16 protein-coding genes are annotated in these 15,144 nt (G+C 61.7%); 9 read left to right on the top strand and 7 right to left on the bottom strand.

Translation table 11 applies throughout. From position 1 onward, the window contains the following. The first annotated feature begins 193 nt into the window (after positions 1 to 193). The gene (locus tag VG99_RS16045) at positions 194 to 757 is read left to right on the top strand and encodes a tyrosine-type recombinase/integrase (protein ID WP_158023885.1); all 564 of its coding nucleotides are present in this window, start codon (positions 194 to 196) and stop codon (positions 755 to 757) included. Positions 758 to 850: 93 nt separating this feature from the next. Here the strand turns inward: VG99_RS16045 and VG99_RS16205 are convergent, their stop codons facing one another. Then, positions 851 to 1,516, bottom strand: coding sequence for a Fic family protein (locus VG99_RS16205; RefSeq protein WP_204216694.1), 666 nt, complete (start codon positions 1,514 to 1,516; stop codon positions 851 to 853). Positions 1,517 to 1,709: 193 nt separating this feature from the next. Beyond that, the gene (locus tag VG99_RS16040; protein WP_158023884.1) at positions 1,710 to 1,856 is read right to left on the bottom strand and encodes a hypothetical protein; all 147 of its coding nucleotides are present in this window, start codon (positions 1,854 to 1,856) and stop codon (positions 1,710 to 1,712) included. A gap of 360 nt (positions 1,857 to 2,216) precedes the next feature. Here VG99_RS16040 and VG99_RS06345 point away from each other — a divergent pair, with 360 nt between their 5' ends. The 3 genes from VG99_RS06345 to VG99_RS06335 all read left to right on the top strand — a co-directional run bounded on the left by VG99_RS06345 (position 2,217) and on the right by VG99_RS06335 (position 4,497). After that, on the top strand, positions 2,217 to 3,449 hold the full coding sequence (locus VG99_RS06345; protein WP_082050001.1) for an acetamidase/formamidase family protein: 1,233 nt from the start codon (positions 2,217 to 2,219) through the stop codon (positions 3,447 to 3,449). A gap of 78 nt (positions 3,450 to 3,527) precedes the next feature. Then, positions 3,528 to 3,977 (top strand): cyanase, encoded by a 450-nt coding sequence (cynS, locus tag VG99_RS06340; protein WP_044498906.1) that lies wholly within the window; start codon positions 3,528 to 3,530, stop codon positions 3,975 to 3,977. 127 nt (positions 3,978 to 4,104) lie between these two features. After that, entirely contained in the window at positions 4,105 to 4,497 is a 393-nt protein-coding gene (locus tag VG99_RS06335) for a septal ring lytic transglycosylase RlpA family protein (RefSeq protein WP_044498905.1), read from the top strand. 31 nt (positions 4,498 to 4,528) lie between these two features. On the opposite strand, the gene VG99_RS06330 is transcribed toward VG99_RS06335, so the two are convergent. From VG99_RS06330 to VG99_RS06315, 4 genes are all read right to left on the bottom strand, one after another. Further along, positions 4,529 to 5,380: a universal stress protein gene (locus VG99_RS06330; protein ID WP_044498904.1), complete on the bottom strand. Its 852-nt coding sequence runs from the start codon at positions 5,378 to 5,380 to the stop codon at positions 4,529 to 4,531. A gap of 15 nt (positions 5,381 to 5,395) precedes the next feature. Then, complete coding sequence (locus tag VG99_RS06325) at positions 5,396 to 6,883, bottom strand: SulP family inorganic anion transporter (RefSeq protein WP_044498902.1); 1,488 nt, start codon at positions 6,881 to 6,883, stop codon at positions 5,396 to 5,398. Positions 6,884 to 7,130: 247 nt separating this feature from the next. Beyond that, a complete protein-coding gene (gene nhaA / locus VG99_RS06320; RefSeq protein WP_044498900.1) occupies positions 7,131 to 8,543 on the bottom strand; it encodes a Na+/H+ antiporter NhaA in 1,413 nt (470 codons plus the stop codon). A 155-nt stretch (positions 8,544 to 8,698) separates the two neighbouring features. Continuing rightward, on the bottom strand, positions 8,699 to 9,487 hold the full coding sequence (locus VG99_RS06315) for an IclR family transcriptional regulator domain-containing protein (protein WP_044498899.1): 789 nt from the start codon (positions 9,485 to 9,487) through the stop codon (positions 8,699 to 8,701). Between the two features lie 184 nt (positions 9,488 to 9,671). On the opposite strand from VG99_RS06315, the gene VG99_RS06310 reads away from it, so the two are divergent. From VG99_RS06310 to VG99_RS06290, 5 genes are all read left to right on the top strand, one after another. Further along, a complete protein-coding gene (locus VG99_RS06310) occupies positions 9,672 to 10,487 on the top strand; it encodes a CoA transferase subunit A (RefSeq protein ID WP_044498897.1) in 816 nt (271 codons plus the stop codon). Position 10,488: 1 nt separating this feature from the next. Then, a complete protein-coding gene (locus VG99_RS06305; protein WP_044498896.1) occupies positions 10,489 to 11,259 on the top strand; it encodes a CoA-transferase subunit beta in 771 nt (256 codons plus the stop codon). Between the two features lie 13 nt (positions 11,260 to 11,272). Further along, positions 11,273 to 12,475, top strand: a complete 1,203-nt coding sequence (gene pcaF / locus VG99_RS06300) for a 3-oxoadipyl-CoA thiolase (RefSeq protein ID WP_044498894.1) — start codon at positions 11,273 to 11,275, stop codon at positions 12,473 to 12,475. 169 nt (positions 12,476 to 12,644) lie between these two features. Then, entirely contained in the window at positions 12,645 to 13,961 is a 1,317-nt protein-coding gene (locus VG99_RS06295) for a type II toxin-antitoxin system HipA family toxin (protein WP_158023883.1), read from the top strand. Continuing rightward, a complete protein-coding gene (locus VG99_RS06290; protein ID WP_044498891.1) occupies positions 13,958 to 14,230 on the top strand; it encodes a helix-turn-helix domain-containing protein in 273 nt (90 codons plus the stop codon). Before VG99_RS06295 ends, VG99_RS06290 begins: the two co-directional genes overlap by 4 nt. A 73-nt stretch (positions 14,231 to 14,303) precedes the next feature. Here VG99_RS06290 and VG99_RS06285 read toward each other — a convergent pair whose 3' ends face one another. Next, positions 14,304 to 15,089 carry an alpha/beta fold hydrolase gene (locus tag VG99_RS06285; RefSeq protein WP_044498890.1) on the bottom strand — a complete coding sequence of 262 codons (786 nt, stop codon included), beginning with the start codon at positions 15,087 to 15,089 and terminating at the stop codon, positions 14,304 to 14,306. Between the last annotated feature and the right edge of the window lie 55 nt (positions 15,090 to 15,144).

The following is a 15,144-nucleotide window of genomic DNA, read 5'->3' as shown; positions in this document are numbered from 1 at the left end:
GCCCGAGGGCATCTCAGAAGTAAGCTGGAATACATATAGTCGACACTTGAAGGCCCTCTACAACTTTGGAATTGAGCGGGGGTACGTTACAGAGAACCCTTTTCTTCGGGTCAATCTGAAGCCCCCCATACTGAAGACCAAAACGCTACCGGACGGGGCTATATCGAAAATACGACAGCTGCTCAGGTATTGCATGGATCTTGAGGAGAAGGGTGAGCCTCGGGGCGCTTATATCCATCCAGCCTGGTTCTGGCTGGTGGTGGTGGAGATGCTTTACCACACCGGCATAAGACAGAGGCAACTGCTATGCATCAAGCTGCATGACATCGACCTGCGGAACGCCCGCTTTATATGTTCGGCGGAAGGGGCAAAGAACTCGAAAGAAAGCCTGCTACCGCTGCACAGGGAGTTGATTCCGTTGCTGGACCATCTGTTGGACCAAGCGGTGCGCAGAGGTGCCAAACCGTCTGACCAGCTGTTCAATGTGAACCTTCACAGCAAGAGGCACCGGCTCGAAACAATGAACACCTGGCAGGTGGGCATGTTTTTCACCCGGTTATCTCGCAAGCTGGGCATGACAATCTCTCCGCACCGATTCCGCCACAGCTTCGCTACCGAACTGATGGCCGGTGATAACGCGGATATTCACCTGACCCAGCTGTTGATGGGGCATTCGGATATCCGGTCCACGATGATCTATGTGGATGTGCCGGTTGATAAGCTGAGAAGCTATTTGATGCAGCGATCCGGGGCGTAACCCGGAGTCTTACCCCCCACCTCACGAGCGAATGGAATCGCTCAATCCCTCACGCACTTTTGGGCTCATCTTGAATCTAGCAGAAGCTGCTCATCAGTCTCTCTTCTTTGTAGTGTTCAGTACAGCACGCCCCTCTACCGTTAGACGGTATTTCTGTAAACGGCTGCGCGGCTTGTCGGGGATGGTCATTGCTATCAGCCCTGCATCCAGACCGGGGCGCAGGTAGGCATTGCGGAAATGATCTTCATGCTTGAGCCCCAAGGAGTCTTGAAGTTCTGATCTGCTCATCTCTCCTTGAAGCACCTGTAACAACTTTTTGACTTCCCCGGTGACTTCCCCGGTGACTTCCCCGGTGACTACCCCGGTGACTTCCCCACCAGTTACCGGGGTAGTCGGCGGTAAATGTGTATCGGCGTCGGTCAGCAGGTCTTGCGGCGTATCCGGCCATCTGTATCGAGTACCCTTCCCGTGCCCTTGCTTGATCAGCCAGCCCGCGCTTGTCAGTTGGCTCAAGTGCTCGCCAATCACCCTTGGGTGTTCATCACGCTGCGCCTGTAAATCAACATTGCGTACCTCGCCGAAACTGTACGCCATGATCAGAACGGTGCGGCTCAACTCGTCCAAGGCAGGATAGGTGTCAGGCTTCTGGGCAGCTGAATCAGTCCGCTCCCGCGGTTTTTGACCTTCACGAGACGCCAGTCGCACATGTCGCTGACTGTTCGGAACGCTCCGGCCTGCCGATTCTTGACATTCGTCCAAGGTCGATTATGATCTTTATCAGCAACATTGTGGATTAGTGGCAGTAGCCACGAACCCGTTTAGGATCAGGCCCTGACTTGTAATCAGTAGGTCCCGAGTTCGACTCTTGGTGCCGGCACCATCATCAAAAAGGCTCGCAGATTTGCGAGCCTTTTTTCGTTCTGCACCTGGCTAGCGATCACCAGGTCCATCGTCATTCTTGATCATTCACCTGCTCTTCGGCCTGCTCGCGCAGGTTTTCCACCATCTCCCGGTAACGCATGCTGCCGTTCTCCGCGAAGGCGGCTGCGGTCAGGTTCAGAGCCAGGAGGGATACCACTACGGTTGCTAAAGTCTTCATGGGTTTACCTTAAATTCATGGGTGAAAGCCGGCTTCAGTGTCATACCAAAGCGGTCTGTTTCGAGGGATGGCCAGCGGTGCAAGGCGCGGGGCCGGCCTGACGTTCGATGTGGCAATAGAGTGGAGCAGCGCCCGGTTATAGGGAAATAGCTTGTTGGCATGGGGCTTATCCGGTCTATCAATCGGCTGGGGTTGGTGGCGTGGGCACGCAGCCGCCCGGGTGCTTATTAAGGACGCATAACTTCCAGGCTGTGCTTCCTATTTGTGCACGCAGTGCCCGCTCCAGGCCCCGGCGAGGGCTCTAGCGAGGCGGCACGGTTATTGCTCCGGTCCGAGTGATCCATTCACCGAGGACTTGCCATGCCTTTTCGCCGCCACGCTTTCCCCCGCTGCCTGCCCGTTGTGTTGCTCCCGCTGGCCGCCGCCGTTCACGCCGACACCCGGGAATCCTTCGTTATTCTCGAGCAGCTTGCCCCGACAGCCACTCGGTTGGAGCAAGGAGAATATGCGGGGAATTTCTACGTGCCATCGTCCCTGGATAATATGACCTGGGGCTACCTGCCAAACCGTACCGCCAAGCCGGTCCTGAGCGTGCCGTCGGGCAGCGTGGTTACCTTCGACACCGTGTCCCACGAGGGGCTGCTGGAGGATCAGGGGCGGGACCCTGCTGCCTACTTCGGCTCGCATGGTGTGAAGCCCGACCATGTGCTGCAGGAAGCGGTTGCGCTGACCTCGTCCGAGCGGGCCCACGACTTCGCCAAGGACGGCCCGCATGTGGTCACGGGTCCCGTGGCCATCGAAGGTGCCGAGCCGGGCGACGTGCTCAAGGTGGAGATCCTGGCGGTCGAGCCGCGTGTGCCCTATGGGGTGATTTCCAACCGGCATGGCAAGGGCGCGTTGTTCGGCGAGTATCCAAAAACCCCCGCGCAGGCGGATGCCAGTACCGCGCATCCCGAGCGGTACGGCAACCTGTCGATATTCACGCCGATCGAACAGGCGGGCGATGGCTATGTCGGGGTGCTGGACGGCGGCGACGGGCGGAAGATCAAATTTCCGTTGCAACCCTTCATGGGCATCATGGGCGTGGCGGCCGATACCGATCAGCCGGTCCATTCCGTACCGCCCGCGCATTATGGCGGCAATGTGGATGTGAACGACCTGGGCGCTGGTGCGACCGCCTATTACCCCGTTGCGGTTCCCGGCGCGCTGTTCTACACCGGCGACAGCCACTTCGTACAGGGCGATGGCGAGGTTGCCCTGACCGCGCTGGAAGGTTCGGCCCGAGCGACCTTCCGCCTGACGCTACTCAAGAGCGGCGCCAGTGAGATTCCCGGCAAGCAGCTTTCCCAGCCGATGGGTGAAAACGATGATTTCTGGATCACCCTGGGCCTGGATGAGGATCTGGACGAAGCCATGAAGAAGTCCACGCGGGAAGCCATCCGCTTTCTGACCGAGCAGTACGGGATTGATGACACCGTCGCCTACGCCTATCTCAGCGCGGCCACCGACTTCGAGGTATCCCAGGTAGTGGACAAGACCAAGGGCATCAATTCGATGATCCGAAAATCGGACTTCGCCGAGTTCAACGAGTAAGTCGCTAGCTATCCATTCTTTTGACGCCGAGCGGATCAGCAGTGTGTTCGCTGATCCGTGACAATGAGGAAGCACCCCATGATTTCCAGCCGAGAAGAAGTAACCCGTATGATCATCGCTGCCAAGGTCCGCAAGGGCCTGCGGTGGCAACAGGCAGCGGAGGCGGTGGGCCTGTCCAAGGAGTTCGTGACGGCGGGCTGCCTGGGCCAGATGACCTTCGACAAGACGCAGGCCGAGGCCCTGGGGCAGCTGTTTGAATTACCGGATGTGGCCGTCGCCTGGCTGCAGATCGTGCCCTACAAGGGATCGCTGCCCAGCGCGGTACCCACGGACCCGCTGATCTATCGTTGGTACGAGATCGTCAGTGTGTACGGTACGACCATCAAGGAGCTCATCCATGAGGAGTTCGGCGATGGCATCATGAGCGCGATCGATTTCTCCATGGATATCCAGCGGCAGGCGGATCCGAAGGGCGATCGGGTGCAGGTGGTGCTATCGGGTAAATTCCTGCCTTACCGTAGCTACTGAACATCGCTTCCAGTAACCGGATGCTGCGGACGAAAACTTAACGCAGCATCCGGTGTCAGTTGACCACGGCAGCTCGACCTCGGTAATGGAGGTCAGCTGGTGAGGCAATGACTTTGGAAGGTATTCAATGCAAGCAACTATCAGGACGCTGGTCCTGCTCGTGGTCCTGGCCGCGATGGCCGGCTGCAGCAACCTCTATCGCCCCGGCCACGGCGGTAACTGGGTAGGGCATACAGAGACAGGCAAGGCGTCGTTCTATGCCGACCGTTTCCAGAACCGGAAGACCGCCAGCGGCGAGCTTTACAAGATCGGTCGGAATACCGCCGCACACCGGACGCTACCGTTCGGCTCGCAGGTCAGGGTGACCAATGTGCGCAACGGCAGGAGCGTGGTGGTGCGTATCAATGACCGGGGCCCCTTTGTGCGTGGCCGGGTTATCGATCTGTCCCGTTCTGCCTTCGCCAGCATCGGCGATACTTCCGCCGGACTACTGAACGTGCGGATGGAGGTCATCCGGTAGCTGCGGGCAGCCCGACCAGTCTGCCGCGCATTCAGCGCAACATGAGCAGGGGCGTGGTGCAGAGGCGCAGCATGGTGGTCGTGGTGCTGCCGATGAAGAACTCGCGGATGCGTGAATGTCCATAGGCGCCCATGGCCAGCAGGTCCAGTTGATGCGTCTGCTGGTAGGCCAGCAGGCTGTCTACCACTTCACCGGACAATAGCGCGGTTTGGGTGACATAACCGGCTGTGCGCAGGCGTTCGGCCGCAGCGGACAGCTGCTGCTGGTGCTTGTCGTTGTCGGCAGCGACCATCACCAGGTGGACCGGTAGGCCGCGCAGCAGTGGACTGGCGCAGAGCATGTCGATGCCCTTGTCGGCCGTGGCGCTGCCATCAAAGGCGAGCAGTACGCTGCGCGGGATGCAAAATGTGGCGGGAGTCACCAGCACCGGGCGGCGCATGCTGCGGATGGCGCTTTCCAGCTGGCTGCCGATCACCTGGCCGGGGCGGGTGCTGTCTTCGCCGCGCTTGCCGATCACCAGCAGGCGTATCTCCGCTTCGTGCTCCATCAAGGTGTCGACCAGACTGCCGTGGCGCTGCAGCATCTGCGGCCGGGCATAGCCGGCGTCCTGTACTCGCTGGCAGGCGGCCTGAAGCACCAGCTCGCCCTGCTCGCGGGCCAGGCGGGCGCGCTTTTCATCCAGCTGGGCCAGCTCTTCCAGCAACTGCTCGCGGCTGTCCAGGCCGATGTTGCCGCTCAGGTCGCCGGATTGCGGGTACAGCGCGCGGTCGAGCACATGGAGCAATACCAGCGGCGCCTGCAGCTGCTGGCTGGCCCAGGCGGCGTAATCGCACACCGAAGACGCCGAGGCGGAGCCGTCGATGCAGGCGATGATATTGGTCATGGGGCGGTCCTCCTGTCAGTGACTGATCAGCTTGTCGACAGCATCCGGCCTGTCGTGCACCCCGAACCGGTCGACGATGGTAGCGCTGGCCTCGTTGAGCCCGAGTACCTCAACATCGGTGCCCTCACGGCGGAACTTGATCACCACCTTGTCCAGCGAGGATACCGCGGTGATATCCCAGAAGTGGGCCTGGCTCAGGTCGATGACGACTTTATCAAGCACTTCCCTGAAATCGAAGGCGGCAATGAACTTGTCCGAAGAACTGAAGAACACCTGCCCCGTCACCCGGTAGGTGCGCTGCCGGCCGGCCTCATCCAGGTCGGAGGTAATGGCCAGATAATGCCCGACCTTGTTGGCAAAGAACAGCGAGGCCAGGAGCACGCCGGCCAGTACGCCGAAAGCCAGGTTATGGGTCCATACCACCACGGCGACGGTGACCAGCATGACGATGTTGGTCGACAGCGGGTGGCGCTTCAGGTCCCGCACCGAGGCCCAGCTGAAGGTGCCAATGGATACCATGATCATCACGGCCACCAGCGCGGCCATGGGAATCTGGCTGACCCAGTCGCTGAGGAATACCACCATCAGCAGCAACACCACGCCGGCAATCAGGCAGGATAGGCGGGTGCGACCGCCGGATTTCACGTTGATCACCGACTGGCCGATCATCGCGCAGCCGGCCATGCCGCCCATCAGCCCGGCGCCGATGTTGGCCAGGCCCTGGCCCTTGCATTCGCGGTTCTTGTCGCTGGGCGTGTCGGTCAGGTCATCGACGATGGTGGCGGTCATCATGGACTCCAGCAGGCCGACGACCGCCAGCGCCGCGGAATAGGGGAAAATGATCGCCAGCGTCTCGAAGGTCAGCGGCACGTCCGGCCAGAGGAACACCGGCAGGGTGTCGGGCAGCTCGCCCATGTCACCCACGGTGCGGATCTCCAGCCCCAGGTACAGCGACACCGCGGTCAGCGTGAGAATGCACACCAGTGGCGAGGGAATCAACTTGCCGATGCGCGGCACGTAGGGGAACAGGTAGATGACGCCCAGGCCCGCCGCGCACATGGCGTAGACATGCCAGGTGACGTTGATCAGCTCCGGCAGCTGGGCCATGAAGATCAGGATCGCCAGGGCGTTGACGAAGCCGGTTACCACCGAGCGCGATACGAAGCGCATCAGCGAGCCGAGCTTGAGATACCCCGCCAGAATCTGCAGCGCCCCGCACAACAGGGTGGCGGCCAGCAGGTATTCCAGGCCGTGCTCCCGGACCAGGGTTACCATCAGCAGGGCCATGGCCCCGGTCGCGGCGGAGATCATGCCCGGCCTCCCGCCGGCAAAGGCAATCACCACGGCGATACAGAAGGAGGCGTAGAGCCCGACCTTGGGATCGACCCCGGCGATGATGGAGAAGGCGATAGCTTCGGGAATCAGCGCCAGGGCCACTACCAGGCCGGAGAGGACGTCGCCGCGGATGTTGGAAAACCATTCCTGTTTCAGGGAGTGAAGCATTGTTGTTTCTCGATTGTGCGCGCGTGAGGAACCGGGGGCTCGATGCGGGTAATTCGGGGGAGCTGTCAGCGGGGCATACGGACGTGCCGGGCGCGCAGACAGCAGGTGAACGGGGGGTATTCTAACCGGGCAGGCAGTGAAAGGTCATGCCCAGGGCACCGCGCATCACTTCCGGTAGCCCTGGTATGGCCGAACTGGGCGTCAGGCAGACCCAGCGCCACAGTGCCGGCGCTGGGTTATCCGATGCTCAGCTGGAGTGAGCCGACAGCGCGGCGGCCGCCGGGGCGCCGGCCGCAGGGACATTATCCCCGGCGTTGCGCAGGCGACGGGCGTAGATGACACCCCAGACCATCCCCAGCGCGGCTGCGGCTACCGAGCCCAGCAATACGCCCAGTTTGGCAGCGCCGAGCAGGTTATCGTCGGTAAAGGCGAGCATGGCGATGAACATGGACATGGTGAAGCCGACCCCGGCAAACAGACCGATCAGCCAGATGCCACCCCAGGATACACCGGGTGGCAAGGCGCACCAGCCCAGGCGCACCAGCAACCAGCTGCCGCCGACAATGCCTATCGGTTTGCCGATGACCAGGGCAAACATGATGCCCGTCGTCACCCAGTGCGCGCCGCCCAAGGCCAGGTCGACACCGTCCAGGCTGACGCCGGCATTGGCCAAGGCAAATAGCGGCATGATGCCAAACGCCACCCAGGGATGCAGTGCCGACTGCAGGCGCACCACCGGCGGCAGCAATTCTCGCTGGGCCAGGCGCAGCTCGCGCAAGTGCAGGTTCATATGCTCCAGGTCAGCGCTGGCGGATGATCCGCGGCTGGTGAGCTCGCCCACGATCCGCGCCAGCTTGTCCAGCGGGCGTTCGCGCATGCGTACCGGGATTACCGGCGTCATCAGTCCCAGCACCACACCCGCCAGCGTCGGATGGGCGCCGGTTTTCAATAGCCCGACCCAGAGCACCGCACCGGGAAGGATGTAGGCGTAGGCGGTGCCGATACCCAGCCGCTGCAACCCGATCACCATCAATAGGCCCAGCCCAGCTATCGCAAAGCCGCTGTAATCCAGCCCGCCGGAGTAGAACAGGGCGATGATGAGCACGGCGACGATATCATCGATGATCGCCAGCGCCAGGAGAAATACCCGCACGTTGGCCGGAATGGAACGGCCCAGCAGCGCCAGCAGGCCAACCGCGAAAGCGATATCGGTGGCAGTCGGCACGGCCCAGCCGTGCTGCCGGATGGCATCATTATTCAGGCTCAGGTACACAAGCGCGGGCAGGATCACGCCGCCCGCTGCGGCGGCAATTGGCAGCGAGGCCTGGCGCAGGTCGCGCAGCGAGCCCTCATGGATCTCTCGCCGGACTTCCATGCCGACCACCAGGAAGAACACCGTCATCAAGGCATCGTTGATCCAGAAGTGCAGCGACTGGGAGAAGCTGATATGGCCAACGCCAAAGGAAATCGGTGTATGCCAGAGCGCATGGTAATGCGGTGCAAAGGACGAGTTGGCCCAGAGCAGGGCGATGGCCGCGGCGATCAGCAGCACGACGCCGCTGGCAGCCTGCACATGGGTGAAGCGCTCGAAGGTGGCCAGAGCGCGTTCGGCAAGGAGTTGCGCGCGCGGCAGATCCTGCCGCAAAACAGGGCGATGCATGGTCAGTTTCCTCGCATAGGCGGCCCGACCTATGCAAAAAACCTGTCCTTCCGCTGTATTGCGGTGACACCCTGGCGGCGCAGTATAACGACAGCGCCGGGGCTCACCAACCCAAGCGCAGCCGCCGTGCGACCAAAGTCTAGTGCGTGACTGAATCAGCCAGCGGCGGAACGGACCGTTCGTTGCACGGTGTCCGCCAGTTGCCTGAGCCGGGGCAGGTAGTCGTCCAGCAGCACTTCCAGGGGCACCCGCGCGGCATTGGTGCTGATATTGATGGCCCCGAGCAGATCACCGTTGCCGGCAAATACGGGTGTGGCGACCGAGCGCAGGCCCAGGTCCAGCTCCTGGTCCACCAGTGAGTAGCCCTGGATTCTGACCTGCGCTATATCGGCGCGCAATGCGGCCATATCGGTCAGCGAATAGGGCGTGTGCGCCCGGAGCTCGATACCGCCGAGCAATTGTTCCAGTTCCGCCTCCGGCAGTTGCGCCAGCAATACCCGCCCCATCGAGGTATAGGCCGCCGGCAGCCGCGTACCCACCGACAGGGTGATCGCCATCAACCGATGGGGCGCCGCCGAGCGCACCACGTACACCACGTCCGCGCCATCGAGGACGCTGAGCGAGGACGACTCGCCAATCTCCGCGGTAATGTCCTGCAGGTAGTGCTGGATGACCGCGCGGTACGGGTTGGACGCCTGGAAGGCATGGCCCAGCTCCAGCACCCGGGGAGTCAACTCGAAATCTCGGCCGCTGCGGCGCACGTAGCCCAGGGCTTCCAGCGTCAGCAGGAAGCGGCGGGCCTTGGCCCGGTCCATGGCGGTGCGATTGGCCATTTCCGTCAGCGTCATGCGCGGATGCTCGGCGTCGAAGGCGCCAAGAATCTGCAGCCCCGAGGCCAAAGCGGCGACGTAATCCCGGTCGCCGGGTTGAAGTTTGGTGTCCAGAACAATTTCTCCTTAATGATAGCGAGGCGATCTTAGCATTGTTCGCATGGCGAACATTAGGGCGATATTGCCGTTAAGACCAAAGACGGTATTGACGGCCCGAAAACAACTGGGTCATTATGTTCGCATATAAAACATATGTTCGTCATGCGAACTTGCGTAACAATCTCAGTGGAGACATGTGATGGCTGAATTCCTTTCTCTCCAGGACGCGGTGACCAAGCACATCCACGACGGTGATACCGTCGCGATGGAAGGCTTCACCCACCTGATTCCCTTCGCCGCGGGTCACGAAATCATTCGCCAGGGCAAACGTGATCTGACACTGATCCGCATGACCCCGGACCTGGTCTACGACCAGATGATTGGCGCCGGTTGTGCCAAGAAGCTCATCTTCTCCTGGGGTGGCAACCCCGGTGTCGGCTCCCTGCATCGCATGCGGGACGCCGTACAGAAGGGCTGGCCGCGCAGCCTCGAACTGGTCGAGCACAGCCACGCGGCGATGGCCAACGCCTATGAAGCCGGTGCCGCGGGTCTGCCCCTGGCGGTATTGCGCGGTTATATCGGCAGCGACCTGCCCAAGGTCAACGACCAGATCAAGTTCATCGAATGCCCCTTCACTGGCGAGCGCCTGGCGGCCGTGCCGTCGATCCGCCCGGATGTGACGGTGATCCATGCGCAGCGCGCCGACCGCAAGGGCAACGTGCTGGTGGAAGGTATTGTCGGCGTCCAGAAGGAAGCGGTGCTGGCCGCCAAGCGCAGCATCGTCACGGTCGAGGAGATCGTCGATGACCTGGGCGCAACGGTAAATGCCTGTGTGTTGCCGTCCTGGGCGATCACCGCCATCGCGGTAGCGGAAAAGGGCGCAGCGCCTTCCTATGCGCTGGGTTACTACGAGCGTGACAACGCCTTCTACAAGGATTGGGATGCCATCGGCCGTGACCGCGATCAGTTCCAGGCCTGGCTGCAAGACAACGTATTCAACAATGGAGCGGCTTGAGATGAGCGACTTCAACTCTTCGGAAATGATGAGCGTCACGGCAGCCCGTGCGCTGAACAATGACATGACCTGCTTCGTCGGCATCGGCCTGCCCAGCGAGGCCGCGAACCTGGCCCGGCTGACCCATGCCCCGGATATCACCCTGATCTACGAATCCGGCACCCTGCAGACCAAGCCCGACGTGCTGCCCCTGTCGATTGGTGATGGCGAGCTGTGCTCCTCGGCACTGACCACGGTCTCGGTACCGGAAATGTTCCGCTACTGGCTGCAGGGTGGCCACGTCAGCGTCGGCTTTCTCGGCACTGCCCAGATCGACCGCTACGCCAACCTGAACACCACCCTGATCGGCGACTACCGCGATCCCCAGGTGCGGCTGCCTGGTGGTGGCGGCGCTCCGGAAATCGCCACCAATGCCAAGGAAGTCTTCATTACCGTCAAGCATTCCAAGCGCACCTTTGTGAAGGACGTGGACTTCATCACCACCGTGGGCTTCGGTCGCGACGGCAAGGTGCGGGACGGCGTACCGAATATTGGCCGCGGCCCGACCCTGGTGATCACCGATCTGTGCATTCTCAAGCCCGATCCGGACAGCAAGGAGCTGGTGGTCACGTCCCTGCATCCCGGCGTCACCCGCGAGCAGGTGATCGAGGCTACCGGCTGGGAAATCCGCTTTGCCGACAGCCTGGACACCACGCCGCCGCCCACCACCGAGGAGCTGACGGTGCTGCGCGAGCTGAAAGCCCGCACTGCGGCCCACCACGCCGGTCAATAATTCGAGGATTACCATGAGCAACGTCTATATCTGTCATCCCCGCCGTTCGGCCATCGGCCGCTTCGGCGGCACCCTGGCCAGCGTTCGGCCCGACGACCTGGCGGCGCATATCTTCAAGGCGGTGCTGGAACAGGCGCCCGAGCTGGACCCGGCGGCCATCGACGAAGTCATCATGGGCTGCGCCAACCAGGCCGGTGAAGACAACCGCAACGTCGCGCGCATGTCCGCGCTGCTGGCCGGGCTGCCCACCAGCGTCCCGGGCACCACGCTCAACCGCCTGTGCGGCTCGGGGATGGATGCGGTTGGTACCGCGTTCCGCGCGATCCGCGCCGGCGAGATGGATCTGGTGCTGGCCGGCGGTGTCGAGTCCATGTCCCGCGCGCCCTACGTCATGGGCAAGGCCGACAGCGCCTTTGCCCGCGGTCAGAAGATCGAGGACACCACCATTGGCTGGCGCTTCGTCAACCCGCTGATGAAAAAGCAGCACGGCATCGACTCCATGCCGGAGACCGCGGAAAACGTCGCCGCGCAGTTCAATATCTCCCGCGAAGACCAGGACCTGTTCGCCCTGCGTTCCCAGGAAAAGACCGCCAAGGCCCAGGCCGACGGCATCTTCGCCGAAGAGATCGTGCCGGTGAGTATTCCGCGCCGCAAGCAGGAGCCGCTGGTGTTCGACACCGACGAGCACCCCCGCGCCTCTACCCTGGACAAACTGGCGGCCCTGCCGGCCCCGTTCCGGGAGAACGGCACGGTTACTGCGGGCAACGCCTCGGGCGTCAATGATGGTGCCGCCGCCATGCTGGTCGCCAGTGAAGCCGCAGTAAACGCCCACGGCCTCAAGCCGGTGGCGAAGATCCTCGGCATGGCCACGGCCGGCGTCGAACCGCGCATCATGGGCATCGGCCCGGTCCCGGCTACCCGCAAACTGCTGGACAAGCATGGCCTCAGCGTCAATGACATCGACGTCTTCGAGCTGAACGAGGCTTTTGCCGCCCAGGGCTTGGCGGTGATGCGCGAACTGGGCGTCGCTGACGACGACTCCCGGGTCAACCCCAACGGCGGCGCCATCGCCCTGGGCCACCCGCTGGGCATGTCCGGCGCCCGCCTGCTGATGACTGCTGCACTGCAATTGCAGCGCACGGGCGGCCGCTATGCTGTCTGCACCATGTGTGTCGGGGTGGGGCAGGGGATTGCCATGCTGATCGAGCGGGTGTGATCCAGTCGATAGCAGGGCGTCCACAAGGCGCTCTGCTGTCGGCATTTTAATGCCTTTAACGGGTCCGTAGCACTCGATTAAAGGCATTAAAATGCCGTTTCTATTGTCCGGCGCTCGGTTTTAGGTACTATAATGCCTCTCTGGATTCCAAAGACAGGCGATCATGGACTTGAACAAGGTCACCCTACAAACCCATCTCGATGGTCGCTGGCAGGATGCGATGGTGATCCGTTTCGATCAGCCGGAGCAGGGACTGGCGAGTGTTTGTTCAGCGGAGTATGTCAGCCGTTATCTCGTTGAGCATCTGCATGCGCTGGATTCTGTCCTCCAACCCTCTGTCAGTGCAGGGTATCCCCTGTCATGGGATATCTACCGCGGTATCGCTCCCGCCTTTCTACACGACATCATCCCTGCTGGCGCAGCCCGGCGGCATATCCTCGCTCGCATGTCCGTGCCTCTCGGCACAGGAGAAGATTTCTTCCTGTTACAGCAATGTACGACCGCCCCTATCGGTCATCTGCGCATCCTGGAAGGCGTTGAGGGATTGCCGTCCAGCCCACTGATCGGCTTCTCCCGGTCTGATGTCATTCGGCGCGATGTCCGCTTTCTTGATCATGCCTATGAGCATGGCGCTGCCGTTGGGGGGGCTTCGGGAGCTGGCGGTGAAGCGCCGAAGCTGTTGCTCGCAGAAGATGTTAACGGCGCCCTGTATCCAGATGCTTCGTTGCCCGACGATCAGGTTCGACGGCACTGGTTCGTCAAGTTTCCAAGGCACCCGGCGCAGGCGACGGATCGCAATATCCTGTTTAGCGAATACTGCTACTACCGAGCGCTGGGGGCATTGGGCTTCAGTACCATCGCAAGCGAAGGGCTGGCCTATGAAGAGGGGAAACTCCCCAGCCTGTGGATGCCCCGTTTTGACAGACAAGTTGCGGATGGAGTCGTCAAACGTATTGCCGTTGAATCCATTTACTCACTATGTGGTGTAACTCGGCCAGGCAGCCGAATGAGCCATGTTGCCGTGGCCGAGCGGTTAGCAGAGGTCTGGACAGCGACGGGGCAGCAGCAGGAAATACCCGACATGCTCCGCGAGTACCTGCGACGTGATTTGATCAATCAGCTACTCGGTAATACTGACAATCACGGGCGCAACCTATCTGTATTGCGGGGGAAAGACCATATCTGCCTGGCGCCCATGTATGACATCGCACCCATGGTGATGGACCCGGCTGGCGTGGTGAGAACGACGCGGTGGCCGGATGGCATCGAGCAGCTCAATCAAGTGGATTGGCGCAGGGCCTGTCAACAGCTTGCGCACTGGGCTGATGCTGATGAGTTATTCGAGGGCTTGCGGGCAGATGCCGCAGCGCTGCTGGCCTTGCCCGACCTGCTCAGCACCCTGCAGTTACCCGAGGAAACCTGGAACGCGCCGCTGATACCACTCAGACGCTTGCCGGCAACCTTGCAGAAATGGGGGCTGATATGAAAGAGCAGAGCCGTGCAGAGGTGTTCGATGATATCTGGCGTCAGCTTGATGAAGGCAGCATCAGTCTCGGCGAAACCGTCCGCCAGCTACGCACCCGCATTACTGGACTAACGCAAGCCGACTTTGCCCGCATGTGCAAGATCTCCCTGCGCACCCTGCGGCAGCTGGAACAGGATAGCGGCAACCCGACGCTGGAGACGATTAACAGTGTACTGCGTGGCTTCGGTATGCAGATGGGTGTGGTGCCGCTGCGGCGCGGGCAGCGCTAATACGGTGCAAGGGAACGCATGGACCAGGCACAGATCATTGCAACCTGTGCCTGTAATCTTCAATCGCCTGTGTTCATACCCACTTTTTAAATAGCTCTCCCAGCTTCTCCGGACTTTCCACCGCCGGCACATGCCCCACGCCTTCCAACACCACTGGCTCAGCCGCGTCCAAGGCTGTGGCCAATGCTTGCAATGACGCTGGCGGGGTGGAGATGTCGTCGCTGCCGGCGATGATCTGCAGCGGCACCTGCACATTGCTGAAGGCTTCGCTGAAGTCGCTGCGGCCGAGCATCAGGCACAGCAGGGCGTAGCTGCGGTTGTCGCTGCGGCCCAGTTGGACGCACCAGCCGGGGACCAGCGCCGGTTGGGCGGCGCACGCTTGGGGGCCGAACCAGCGGGGGACCAGGTCCGGGGCCATGGTTTGCAGGCCCTTTTCCATGACCATATCGGCACGCTGGCGCCAGGCTGCGGGGGTGCCGATCACCGGGCCGGTGTTGGTCAGGGTGGCGGAGAGCAGCTTGTCAGCGTGCTGGCTCAGCAGCTGCTGACCAATGACGCCGCCAATGGAGGTGCCGGCGAAGTGGAACTGCTTGGCGCCAGCCAACCCTGCCAGCATCAGTGCTTCCTGGGCCAGGTCCTCTGCATCGATAGCGTCGTTGTCATCTGGCCAGGCGCTGCTGGCGCCATGGCCGGGCAGGTCCCAGGTCAGGACGCGAAAGCGGCCGAGCAGCTCGGGAAGCATGTCATCCCAGATACCTTGGGTCATGCCCAGTGGGTGGGCGAGCATCAACAGGGGATTGCTGGACTTGCCGAGCAGGCGGTAACTGATGGTGCGACCTTGATGAATGCAGAATGTCATGGGAAATGTCCTGTCCGGTGAATGTTAAATATGTTCGCAGTACGAACATAAGTTT

The organism is Pseudomonas saudimassiliensis (assembly GCF_000939975.1).
Lineage (GTDB): Bacteria > Pseudomonadota > Gammaproteobacteria > Pseudomonadales > Pseudomonadaceae > Halopseudomonas > Halopseudomonas saudimassiliensis.
This window is presented reverse-complemented; position numbering and strand designations above follow the sequence as displayed.